This is a genomic window from Streptomyces sp. NPDC001889 (assembly GCF_053594535.1).
In genome coordinates this window covers 43620-54915 of record NZ_JBSFER010000033.1, presented here as the reverse complement: position 1 = coordinate 54915, position 11296 = coordinate 43620, and the positions used below count along the sequence as shown (strand labels likewise).

General features: G+C 72.9%; 9 protein-coding genes. 4 read left to right on the top strand and 5 right to left on the bottom strand.

The genetic code is table 11. The features are described 5' to 3' along the window. Positions 1–272: 272 nt before the first annotated feature. Entirely contained in the window at positions 273–1196 is a 924-nt protein-coding gene (mshD, locus tag ACWCRA_RS31690; RefSeq protein ID WP_351558041.1) for a mycothiol synthase, read from the bottom strand. 269 nt (positions 1197–1465) lie between these two features. On the opposite strand from mshD, the gene ACWCRA_RS31685 reads away from it, so the two are divergent. From ACWCRA_RS31685 to ACWCRA_RS31675, 3 genes are all read left to right on the top strand, one after another. After that, the gene (locus ACWCRA_RS31685; RefSeq protein WP_351558039.1) at positions 1466–2314 is read left to right on the top strand and encodes a helix-turn-helix domain-containing protein; all 849 of its coding nucleotides are present in this window, start codon (positions 1466–1468) and stop codon (positions 2312–2314) included. Then, positions 2311–2547, top strand: a complete 237-nt coding sequence (locus ACWCRA_RS31680) for a DUF397 domain-containing protein (protein ID WP_351558037.1) — start codon at positions 2311–2313, stop codon at positions 2545–2547. The genes ACWCRA_RS31685 and ACWCRA_RS31680 overlap by 4 nt, the downstream gene beginning before the upstream one ends. Positions 2548–2885: 338 nt before the next feature. Beyond that, complete coding sequence (locus ACWCRA_RS31675; RefSeq protein ID WP_351558035.1) at positions 2886–3323, top strand: hypothetical protein; 438 nt, start codon at positions 2886–2888, stop codon at positions 3321–3323. Between the two features lie 131 nt (positions 3324–3454). On the opposite strand, the gene ACWCRA_RS31670 is transcribed toward ACWCRA_RS31675, so the two are convergent. The 3 genes from ACWCRA_RS31670 to ACWCRA_RS31660 are packed head-to-tail and all read right to left on the bottom strand — an operon-like array spanning position 3455 to position 7290. Further along, complete coding sequence (locus ACWCRA_RS31670) at positions 3455–4606, bottom strand: serine hydrolase domain-containing protein (protein ID WP_351558617.1); 1152 nt, start codon at positions 4604–4606, stop codon at positions 3455–3457. 28 nt (positions 4607–4634) lie between these two features. Beyond that, on the bottom strand, positions 4635–5840 hold the full coding sequence (locus ACWCRA_RS31665) for a serine hydrolase domain-containing protein (protein ID WP_351558615.1): 1206 nt from the start codon (positions 5838–5840) through the stop codon (positions 4635–4637). Between the two features lie 34 nt (positions 5841–5874). Continuing rightward, positions 5875–7290 (bottom strand): serine hydrolase domain-containing protein, encoded by a 1416-nt coding sequence (locus ACWCRA_RS31660; protein ID WP_451069195.1) that lies wholly within the window; start codon positions 7288–7290, stop codon positions 5875–5877. 324 nt (positions 7291–7614) lie between these two features. Here ACWCRA_RS31660 and ACWCRA_RS31655 point away from each other — a divergent pair, with 324 nt between their 5' ends. After that, complete coding sequence (locus tag ACWCRA_RS31655) at positions 7615–9423, top strand: bifunctional metallophosphatase/5'-nucleotidase (protein WP_351558612.1); 1809 nt, start codon at positions 7615–7617, stop codon at positions 9421–9423. 180 nt (positions 9424–9603) lie between these two features. Here the strand turns inward: ACWCRA_RS31655 and ACWCRA_RS31650 are convergent, their stop codons facing one another. Next, positions 9604–11286, bottom strand: a complete 1683-nt coding sequence (locus ACWCRA_RS31650) for a flavin-containing monooxygenase (protein WP_451069194.1) — start codon at positions 11284–11286, stop codon at positions 9604–9606. Between the last annotated feature and the right edge of the window lie 10 nt (positions 11287–11296).

Here is an 11296-nt window from a genome sequence, read left to right as displayed (position 1 = left end):
GAGCGCGCCCGGACGATCTTCCCGTTCACGGCGGCGGGGGCGGAGGAGGGCAGAGCGGGCTGCATTGAGTGAGGTTCGCAGCACTGTCTGAATACCCGGTAACGACGACATGACGTGCGGGAAGCCGGACGGGGGCGCCCCGGGACCGGGCGGGCCGGGCGGGCGCGGTCACCGACCGTGCCCACCCGGGTGTCCCAGCCGTCCCGGGCGCCTCCGCCACCTCTGCCGTCCCGGCCGCCCCGGTCGCCCCGGAGGGTCCGGGGGGCCGTGTCTCAGGACTCCGTGCGGTACATCAGGTCCACCTCGTGCGTGGTGAAGCCGAGCCGCTCGTACACCGTCACCGCCGCCGTGTTGTCGGCGTCCACATAGAGCATCGCGGCCGGCAGCCCCCGCGCGGCCAGATGGCGGAGGCCCGTCGCGGTGAGGGCCCTGCCGAGGCCGCCGCCCTGGGCGTCGGGCCGGATGCCGACCACGTACACCTCGCCGAGCCCCTCGGCGGCGTGCACCTTGGTCCAGTGGAAGCCGATGATCTCCCCGTCGCGCTCGGCGAGGAAGAAGCCCTCGGGGTCGAACCAGGGCTCGCTCTTGCGGTCGTCCAGATCCCGCTGGGTGAGGGAGCCCTGCTCGGGGTGGTGGGCGAAGGCGGCGGCGTTCACCGCGAGCCAGGCCGCGTCGTCCCGGCCGGGCACGAAGGTGCGGATGGTGACCCCGGGCGGCAGCACCGGCTCGGCGATGTCCAGCGGGTCCAGCGGGCGGCGCAGCTGGCGCAGTTCGCGGAAGAGGGTCAGCCCGAGCACCTGGGCGAGATGGCGGGCGGCCGACTTCCCGCCGTGCGCCCAGACCCGCAGCCGCTTCCCGGAGGCCGCGAGCAGCGCGTTCCCGAGCGCCCGGCCGTGGCCGCGTCCGCGCCGCTCGGGGTGGACCACGAGTTCGGCGGCGGGTGCCTCGACCGGGTCGGTGTCCTCCAGCTGGGCGTAACCGGTCAACTCGCCGTCGGTGGTGAGCAGAAGATGGCGTACGCCCTCCCGCCGGCCGCCGCGCAACTGGAGCCGCCCCTGTTCGGAGACGGCCTGGGTGCCGTCCGCCCCGGCGGCGGCGGCGAGCAGGGCGAGCACGGCCTCGGCCAGGTCGGCCGTCAGCTCGTCGTAGGTGTCGATCCGCCTGCCGGGCCCCGGGATCACCGCATCAGTCGTCATGGGGAGAGCCTACGGCGGCGGGTGCCTCGAAAGCCGGTCCGGGGCCGGTCCGGACCGGTGGGGGCCGGTGGGTCCCGGTCCCGGGCCGGTGCGGGATGCTCCGGGCCGGTCCGGTGCGGGCCCGGGCCCGGGGAAGGGCCGGTCCGGGGCCGGTGCACCTGTGGGACGGACGTCGCACCCGCGCGGGTGGACCGTGGCAGAGTGTGGGCGCACATGCGAGCCGGGGGCCTGTCCCGGTGAGCGGGGAAGCGGGGAAGGGGAGGCGCGCCATGCCGCCGAGGAGCTATCCGTCCGCCCGGCAGCGGCGGTTGGGTGCGGAGCTGCGCAAGCTGCGCGAGCGGGCCGGCATGTCGGGCAGTACCGCGGCGGCCTTCCTGGGCGGCGAACGGGCACAGATCAGCCATATCGAGTCGGGCCGGTACGGAGTGAGCGCCGAGCGGGTGCGCCGGCTGGCCACCCACTACTCGGCGACCGACAAGCATCTGGTGGACGCGCTGGCGAGCATGGCCGAGGAGCGGACCAAGGGCTGGTGGGAGGCGTTCCGGGGCGTGCTGCCGCCCGGCTCCCTGGATCTGGCGGAGCTGGAGCACCACGCCACACACCTGCGCCAGATCGAGATGATCCAGATCCCCGGGCTGCTCCAGACCGGCCAGTACGCGCGGGAGTTGATCCTCGGCGGGATCTCCGTGCCGCCGGCCGCCGAGGTGGGCCCCCGGGTGGAGCACCGGATCGGCCGCCGCTGTGTCTTCGACCGCCCGGTGCCGATGCGGTACGAGTCGCTGGTGCACGAGGCAGCGCTGCGGATGCGGTACTGCGCGGACGAGGTCGTGCGCGAGCAGCTGGAGTTTCTGCACGAGGCCTCGTACTGGCCCGGGGTGACCCTGCGGATCGTCCCCTTCGCGGCGCAGATCACCGGCTCGGTGCACTCGGTGATGTACGCGGGGGCCACCGTGCCCCAGCTCGACACCGTGCAGATCGACAGCGCCTTCGGCAGCGGCTTCCTGGACGCGGAGGCGCTGCTCGCCCGCTACCGGGTGCTCTTCGAGGCGGTCGGGGCGAAGGCGCTCGACCCGGACGAGTCGCGTGCGGTGCTGCGCCGGATAGCTCGGGAACGGTGAGAACGGGCGCGATGGACGACCGGATCAACTGGCAGAAGTCGTCGTTCTCGGGGTCGGACGACAACCAGAACTGTGTGGAGCTGGCGGGCTCGGGCGGGGTGGTCAGGCTGCGGGAGAGCGAGGACCCCGAGCGGGTGCTGATCATTCCCGTGGACCGGCTCAGGGCGTTCCTTCTCGCGGTCAAGGCGGGGGAGTTCGACCATCTGACCCGGCCCGACTCCGGCCCGGTCTGACCCGGCCCGACTCCGGCCCGGTCTGACCCGGCCCGACTCCGGCCCGGTCTGACCCGACTCCGGCCCCGGCCCGGTCTGACCCGACCCGACCCAACCCGGCCCCGGCCCGGCCCGGTCGGTCGGGCGGGGTCCGGCCGGGTGTCCGTCGCCCCTGCCGCCTCTCCCGTCCCCACCGCCCCGGGGCTCCCGCCCGTGACCGCCGGAGACCCCTCCGCGCGCGATTCGGTGCAACGGTGTGACGTCCCACTGTTGCTCCCTGCTCTTCGTGGCGCTACGGTCGCTGTGCGTCGCCCTCACGGGCCGATCCCGGCACTTGCCCCAGAGACAGGAGGCGAGACATGCTCGCACCGTCCCACCTGGCGATATCCGAGGAACTCCCCACCTTCGTGGACGCGGGAACACCCCCCGCCCGGCCGGTCGGCCCGCCGCTGGTCCGCCCCGGCCTCCGGTACGAACTCCTCCTCCACCGGCCCTGCGCCGAGGACGAGAACGAGCGCAGCCCCGAACCCAGGGAGCTGTTCGTGCCCGAGAGCCCGCGCCGGGCGATCCATATGCTCCGGGACTCCGTGCGCGGCTGCGCCGGCCGGCTCGCCCCGCGCGACCGGCACGCCATCCTGGGCGCGCTCGACGACCACCGCGACAGCGGCCCGTCCGGTTATGTCCAGGCGGTCGCCGCGCTCCACCGGGGTCTGCCGGTCGGCTTCGCCTTCACCGCGCAGAACGGTGAGCACTACGAGTGGGCGGTCCGGCCGGTGCGCTTCCTCACGCTGGTGTGACCCGCGCGGGACCGGGGCGTACGCCCCACGGAGCCACGACGCGCGCCTGCCCCACCACCCCATCGCCGCACGGGCGCGCGGGCGCGCGGGGCCGGGCGCGCCCCCCGACGCGCCCGGCCCCGCGCCCCCGCTCACGTACCGCAGAACTCCGCGCCCACCGGGTCGGCGCCGCCCCCGCCCCAGTCCCCGTTCACCTGGAAGGCGAACGCGTGCCGCCCGTCCTCCGTGGTGAGCGCGGAGGACCTGGAGCCCACGATTCCGCCGCCGTGCCCCCACACCGTCGTCCCGCAGGAGAGGGTGGCCGTCTCGATGCCCAGGCCGTACCCGGAGACCGTGGTCCTCATCGCCTCCAGCTGACGCTCCGGCAGCACCTTCCCGCGCATCAGGGCGCTGAAGAACCGGTTGAGGTCCCCGGCGGAGGAGATCATGTCTCCGGAGGCCCACGCCATGGACGCGTTCAGCTCCGTCACATCGTGGACCCGGGTCGCGCCCGGGTCGAAGGAGAGCTTCGAGTACGCCCGGCCGCTCGGCTGGGGCAGCCGCGTCCGGTTCCCCGGGGAGCTGGTGGCCGTCAGCCCCAGCGGCTCGATGATCCGCTTCCGCACCTCCCGCTCGTACGGGTTCCCGGTCACCTTCTCCAGGACCATCCCGGCCACGATGTAGTTGGTGTTGGAGTACCGGTGCCGGTCGCCCGGTTCGAAGAGCGCGGGCCGGGCCATGGCGATCCGTACGAGCTGCCGGGGTGTCATCGGGCTCCAGCGGTTCCCGAGGAACCCCGGGGCGAGCAGCCGGTCGCGCTGGAAGCCCGGGTCGTCGGTGTAGGAGGCGACCCCGCTGGTGTGGTTGAGCAGCTGCCGCACGGTCACCCTGCGGCCGTCGTGGCCGTTGCCGCGCAGCAGGCCCGGCAGATGCCGGTCCACGGTGTCGTCGAGGTCGAGTCTCCCCTCGGCCTCCAGCTGGAGCAGCACGGTGGCCACGAAGGTCTTGGTGATGCTGCCGATCCGGAAGCGGTCGTTCTTGCCGCGCGGCGCGCCCGTCTCGCGGTCGCCGGCGCCCGCTGCGCCCTTCCAGACCCCGCCGGCGTCCCTCACCTGCCCGGTGACCCCCGGCACACCGCCCGCCACCAGGGCGTCGAACGCCCGCTGGGTGGCCCGGTGGTCCGTGCGGCGGTCCTCGCCGCGGTCCGGGTGGTGGGCCCGGGCGGGCGCGGCGAGCGCGGTGGCGGCCACCGCCGCCGCGGCCAGCGCCACCACCCCCGTACGGGCCCGCTGTCTTCCTGTCATCCGTCTCTCCTCGTGTGCGGCCGGGGGCTCAGAACCTCGCCCGGGCCCCGGCCCTGGTGGTGCCGCAGAACTCCGCCTCGGCGATGTCGACGGGCATCGCCCAGTCGCCGTTCTGGTTGTACGCCAGCGCGTGCCGGCCGTCCTCGGTGGTGACCGCGTCGGAGAGCGAGCCCACGATGCCCCCGCCGTGGCCCCACAGCACGGTGCCGCAACTGGTCCGCTGCGAGTAGATCCCCAGCCCGTAGCGGATGTCCGTGCCCATGTCCGGGGCGGCCACGGTGGTCTTCATCGCCTTGAGCTGACGCTTCGGCAGGACATCGCCGCGCATCAGGGCGCTGAAGAAGCGGGTGAGGTCCCCGGTGGAGGAGATGATGTCACCGTCGGCCCAGCCCTGGGAGCCGTTCATCTCGGTGACGTCATGGGTCCTCGACGCGTCCGGGAGATAGAGCGAGGAGTACGCGCGCCCGCTCGGCCGGGGCATGAAGGGGCTGTTGCCGGGCTGGCTGGTGGACCTCAGCCCCAGCGGCTTGATGATCCGTTCGCGGACCTCGTGCTCGTAGGTGTTCCCGGTGACCTTCTCGATGATCAGTCCGGCCAGCACATAGCCCGTGTTGGAGTACGCGTGCCGGCTGCCGGGCGCGAACTCGGGCGGATGGCCCAGCGCCACCCGGACGTGGAACTCCGGCGCCAGGGTGTCGTACCGGTGCTTCAGGAAGCCGTCCCCGATGAGATAGGTGTGCGCGTACTCGGGGTCGTTGAGGTAGTCGAAGAGCCCGCTGGTGTGGTTGAGCAGCTGCCGTACGGTGATCCTGCCGCCGTCGTTGCCGTTGCCGGTGACCAGGCCGGGCAGATGCCGCTCCACGGTGTCGTCGAGGTCGAGCCGTCCCTCGGCCTCCAGCTGGAGCAGCACGGTGGCCACGAAGGTCTTGGTGATGCTGGCGATCCGGAAGCGGTCGTTCTTGCCGCGCGGCGCGCCCGTCTCGCGGTTGCCGACACCGGCGGCGCCCTTCCAGACCCGGCCGTCCTTCCGGACCTGGGCGAGCGCTCCGGGGATGCCCGCCGCGACGACGGTGTCCAGCGCCCGCTGGGTGGCCCGGTGTCCCGTGCCGTGATCCTTGCCGGTGCCGGTGCTCTGGGTGGCGGCGGCCCCGGCCGGTGCGCCGAACGCCGTGACGGCGAGTGCCGCCGCCGCGAGCCCCACCACGCCCGTGCGCGCCCACTGCCGTGCTGTCATGCCCCGCTCCTCACTCCGCTGTTCGCCCGGCCGGTCATCGGGTGGGCCGACCGGACCCGAAGACCTTGACCGGGCCCTTGACCGGACCCTTGACCGGACCCTGGTCCGCGCCCGCGCCCGCGCCCGCGTCCGTGCGCTTGCCGGCGGCGGCGGGCGCGGTGCCGCAGTACTCCGCCTCCACCAGCTCCTGCATCCCCGCCGCCGACCAGTCGCCGTTGAGGTTGTACGCCAGCGCGTGCCGGCCGTCCTCGGTGGTCAGCGCGTACGAGAGGGAGCCGATCCAGCCGCCGCTGTGGCCGAACAGCTCGGTGCCGCAGCCGGTCCTCACCCGGGTGAGCCCCAGGCCGTAGTCCTCACCCCGCGCCACCGACTGCGCGCTGGGGGTCTTCATCGCCGTGAGCTGCTTTCCCGGGAGCAGCTTCCCGCGCATGAGGGCGCTGTGGAAGCGGTTCAGATCGGCGGCGCTGGAGATCATGTCGCCGTCGGCCCAGGACTGGGAGGCGTTCTGGAGGGTGGCGTCGTGGATCGTGGTGGCGGCGGGGTCGAAGGAGAGCTTCGAGTACGCCCGGCTGCTCGGGCGCGGCATCGACGAGTCGTTGCCGGGGACCGTGGTCGACCGCAGGCCCAGCGGCTTGATGATCCGCTCGCGGACCTGGTTCTCGTAGGTGTCCCCGGTGACCTTCTCCATGACCAGGGCGGCCAGCACGTAGTTGGTGTTGGAGTACGCGTAGTCGCTGCCGGGCGCGAAGACGGGCGGGTGGCTCATGGCGACGGCTATGGCGGCCTGCGGCGAGCGGTAGTCGTAGCGGTGCTTGAGGAAGCCCTCGGCGAGCATGTACTTCCGGGCGTACCCCTCGTCCCCGTAGAAGTCGAAGACACCGCTGGTGTGGCTGAGCAGCTGCCGTACGGTGATCCGGGTGCCGTCGTGGCCGTTGCCGGTGACCAGGCCGGGCAGATGCCGGTCCACGGTGTCGTCGAGGTCGAGTCTCCCCTCGGCCTCCAGCTGGAGCAGCACGGTGGCCACGAAGGTCTTGGTGATGCTGGCGATCCGGAAGCGGTCGTTCTTGCCGCGCGGCGCGCCCGTCTCGCGGTTGCCGACACCGGCGGTGCCCTTCCAGACGCCGTGCCGGTCGCGCACCTGCCCGGTGACGCCGGGGATGCCGCCCGCGACGATCGCGTCCATCGCCCGCTGGGTGGCGCGGTGCCGCCGCTCCGGCGCGGCGGCGGTGCCGTCCGTACGGTCCGCCGTGGCGGCGCGGTCCGTACGGTCCGGCCCCCGGGTGTCCGCCTGGGCGGGAGCGGCGAAGGCGGTGACGGCGAGTGCCGCCGCCACGATGCCCACCGCCCCGGTCCGTGCCCCGGCCCTTGCCCCGGCCCTTGCCCCGGTCCGTGCTCTGCGCCGCGCTGCCGCTGTCGTCGCCGCTGTCGTCGCCATGCTCTGGGCTGCCATGCTCCGGCTCCTCACTCGTCCCCCTGTCGGTGTGGGGTGTGCGCTGCCGGGCCCGGGCGGTTCAGGGTCGTGACCTGTGACGGTGCGACCGTGAGCGCCGCCGCGAGCCGGCATCGCCTGAAGTGACCCGCCGAGGGGGGCGCTGGTTGATCGGCACACCCCCGAATGGCCGAAGACCGACCTTGGCCGAAAAGGCGCTTTTGCGGGGAAGTGACAAGTGAAGGCAACCAGGTCGTGACCTCATCCCCCTGTCGCGCTACGCGCGTTGACCTTAGGCTGCGGCTCGCAGACCTCATATCCGCCGCCCAATCACCTAGGGGAGCGATGTCAGCCAGACCGCACAGGACGAGCAGCTCGAACATCCACCGCCGCATACTCGCCTCGGTCGCCGGACTGGCCACGGTCGGCGCCCTTGTCGCCGCCGTGCCCGCCGGCTCCCCCGAGGAGCGGGAGCGCGGCCACGGCCACGGCCGGACGGTGGATGTGCAGCTGCTCTCCTTCAACGACCTGCACGGCAACCTCCAGCCGCCCTCCGGCTCGGGCGGCCGGGTCACCCACACCAACCCCGACGGCACCACCAGGACCATCGACGCGGGCGGGGCCGAGTACCTCGCCACCCATCTGCGCGAGGCCCGCAAGGGCAACCGCTACTCGGTGACGGCGGCGGCGGGCGATCTGATCGGCGCCACCCCGATGCTCTCCGGGCTCTTCCACGACGAGCCCACCGTCGAGGCGCTGAACAGGCTCGACCTGGACGTCTCCTCCGTCGGCAACCACGAGTTCGACGACGGCGCCACGGAGCTGGGCCGCATCCAGAACGGCGGCTGTCACCCCACCGCCGGCTGCCACGAGCCGGGGAAGAGGTTCAAGGGCGCGGACTTCCCCTATCTCACCTCCAACGTGACCCATGAGAAGTCGGGCCGGCCGCTGCTGGACCCGTACTTCATCTGGGAGAGGAACGGCGTCAAGGTCGGCTTCGTCGGAGTGACCCTGGAGGGCACCCCGGACATCGTCAACGCCAACGGCATCAAGGGCCTGAAGTTCGGCGACGAGATCGAGGCCATCAACAAGTACACCAAGGTCCTGGAGCGCAAGGGCGTCAAGGCGATCGTCGCGCTGCTGCACGAGGGCGGCTACCCCGCCTCCACCTCGTACAACTACGACTGCGACAGCTCCGGCGCGGGCGACGGCATCTCGGGCCCGATCGTGGAGATCGCCAAGAAGGTCAGCCCCCAGGTCGACGCGCTGGTGACCGGCCACACCCACGAGGCGTACGCGTGCACCATCCCGGACCCGTCCGGCAAGCCGCGCACGGTCACCTCGGCGGCCTCGGCCGGGCGGCTGTACACCGACACCACGCTCACCTACGACCGCAGGACGCGCGATGTGGTCCGCACCTCGGTCGAGTCGGCCAACCACGTCGTCACCCGCGATGTCCCCAAGGCGCAGGACATGACCCGGCTGATCGACCGCTGGAACACCCTGGCGGGCCCGATCGCCAACCGTCCCGTCGGCCACATCACCGCCGACATCGAGACCTCCGCGACCGAGGAGAGCCCGCTCGGCAACCTGATCGCCGACGCCCAGCTCGCGGCGCTCGCACCCGCCGACAAGGGCGGGGCGGAGCTCGCCCTCATGAACTCCAAGGGCATCCGCGCGGGCCTGACGCACAAGGCGTCCGCCGGTGAGGGCGACGGTGTGGTGACCTACGGCGAGGCGTTCACCGTCCAGCCCTTCACCAACATGATGAATGTGGTGGACCTGACCGGCGCCCAGTTGATCACCGCGCTCCAGCAGCAGGTCAGCGCCGCCAACCTGGAGGTCCCGAAGATCCTCCAGAGCTCGAAGGGCCTCACCTACACCCTCGACTGGACCAAGTCCGGCGCCGACCGGGTCGTGGCCTCATCGGTGCGGCTGAACGGCACGGCGATCGACCCGGCGCGGACCTACCGGGTGGCGATGAACGAGTTCCTCTCGGCCGGCGGTGACGGCTTCGCCGTGCTGAAGGAGCACCGCAACAAGGTCGTCGGAGCCTCCGACCTCGATGTGCTGATCGGCCACCTCCAGGCGAACTCCAGCGCGTCCGCGCCGCTGGCCCCGCCGGCGGTCGGCCGGATCACCGTCGTGAAGTAGCACCGGGCGGCGGTACGGGGGTGGGGCGGCGGGTCCTGGTGGACCGGCCGCCCCACGGGCGTACCGGCATCGGGGGCGCGGAGGAATCGGTCCGTGCCCACGGTCCCGGGGCCGCCCGCCGGAGCGCCCCCGCCCCCGCCCCCGGCTGCCGGCGCCCCGCTGCCGGCTCCCGGCCATCGGCTATCGGCTCCCCGAGAGGACGAACCCCCGGTAGCCGTCGCGCGCCACGGCGTCGCACTCCGCGCGGTAGCGGTCCAGCCCGCCCGTGTACGCCAGGAACACCCGGGCCTTCCCCGGCACGTTCGCCCCCAGATACCAGGAGTCGGCGGCCGGGTAGAGCGTCCCGGCGGCCAGCTCCGCGACATGGGCGCCCCAGCTCTCCTCGGCCTCCGGGGCGGCGTCGATCTCCGCGATGCCGCGCTCCCGCAGATGGACGACGCAGTCGGTGATCCACTCCACGTGCTGCTCGATGGAGACCACCATGTTGGTCAGCACCGAGGGGCTCAGCGGCCCGGTCACCGTGAAGAGGTTCGGGAAGCCGGCCGACACGAGCCCCAGAAGGCTGCGCGGCCCGTCCGCCCACTTCTCCCGCAGCGTCACCCCGTCCCGGCCCACGATCTCCACGGCGGTCAGGGCGCCGGTCAGCGAGTCGAAGCCGGTGGCGTGGACGATGGTGTCGACGAGGTACTCGCGCTCCGACGTCCGTACGCCCTTCGGGGTGATCGCCTCGATCGGCGTGGCGCGCAGATCCACCAGCGACACCCGGGGGTCGTTGAAGGCGGCGTAGTACCCGCTGTCCAGACACGGGCGCTTGGTCGCGAAGGGGTAGTCGCGCGGGGTGAGGGCCTCGGCGGTCGCCGGGTCGTCGACGATCGAAGCGATCTTGGCGCGGATGAACGCGGCGGCGGTCTCGTTGGCGGCGGCGTCGACGAGGATGTCGGTGTACGAGCGGAGCATCGCGCTGAGCACACCCGCCTCCCAGGCTCTCTCGTACGCCGCCGTGCGCTCCTCCTCGCCCACCTCCAGCGCCGACCGCGTCGGCATCTCGCAGACACTGCCCCCCTTGGAGCGCCGCTGGGCCGCCCGGAACTCCGGGTACCGCGCCTTCTGCTCCGCGATCTCCTCCCCGTCCAGCGGGCGGTTCCAGGCGGGCATCGAGTACGCCGGGGTGCGCTGGAAGACGGTCACCTCGGCGGCCCGCCCGGCGAGCACCGGGACGAGCTGGACGCCGGAGGAGCCGGTGCCGATCACCGCGACCCGCCGGCCCGTGAGGTCGACCTCCTCGTGCGGCCAGCGCGAGGTGTGGTGCACGGTCCCGGTGAAGTCCCCGGCGCCGGGGATGTCCGGTTCCCTGGGCGCGGAGTTGCACCCCGATGCCATCACGACGAACGGAGCGGTGACCGTCTCCCCGGTGTCGGTGGTCACCCGCCAGACCCGCCACCCCCCGTCCCACGCGGCCCGGGTGACCCGGGTGCGCAGGGTGATGTCCCTCCGCAGGCCGAACCGGTCGGCGACATGCCGGAGATAGCGCAGGATCTCCGGCTGGCCCGCGTACTTCTCGCTCCACACCCACTCCTGGTCCAGCTCCGGCGAGAAGGAGTACGAGTAGGAGAGGGACTCGATGTCGCAGCGGGCGCCCGGATAGCGGTTCCAGTACCAGGTGCCGCCGACGTCGTCACCGGCCTCGAAGAGGCGGACCCGCAGGCCCCGCTCGCGCAGCAGATGGAGCTGGTAGAGGCCGGAGAACCCGGCGCCCACGACGATCGCGTCGGTGTATGCGTCGGCGTCGGCGTCTGCGTCGGTACGGGCTCGGGGGCCGGGGTCGGGCCGGTCGGTCGCCTCGGGGGGTGGAGCGCTGGCCATGGGGTCTCCT

What these genes read in the sequence shown, in the direction of transcription:
- mshD (WP_351558041.1), bottom strand. Translation starts at nt 1,196, where the DNA reads ATGACGACTGATGCGGTGATCCCGGGGCCCGGCAGGCGGATCGACACC.
- ACWCRA_RS31685 (WP_351558039.1), top strand. Translation starts at nt 1,466, where the DNA reads ATGCCGCCGAGGAGCTATCCGTCCGCCCGGCAGCGGCGGTTGGGTGCG.
- ACWCRA_RS31675 (WP_351558035.1), top strand. Translation starts at nt 2,886, where the DNA reads ATGCTCGCACCGTCCCACCTGGCGATATCCGAGGAACTCCCCACCTTC.
- ACWCRA_RS31670 (WP_351558617.1), bottom strand. Translation starts at nt 4,606, where the DNA reads ATGACAGGAAGACAGCGGGCCCGTACGGGGGTGGTGGCGCTGGCCGCG.
- ACWCRA_RS31665 (WP_351558615.1), bottom strand. Translation starts at nt 5,840, where the DNA reads ATGACAGCACGGCAGTGGGCGCGCACGGGCGTGGTGGGGCTCGCGGCG.
- ACWCRA_RS31660 (WP_451069195.1), bottom strand. Translation starts at nt 7,290, where the DNA reads ATGGCAGCCCAGAGCATGGCGACGACAGCGGCGACGACAGCGGCAGCG.
- ACWCRA_RS31655 (WP_351558612.1), top strand. Translation starts at nt 7,615, where the DNA reads ATGTCAGCCAGACCGCACAGGACGAGCAGCTCGAACATCCACCGCCGC.
- ACWCRA_RS31650 (WP_451069194.1), bottom strand. Translation starts at nt 11,286, where the DNA reads ATGGCCAGCGCTCCACCCCCCGAGGCGACCGACCGGCCCGACCCCGGC.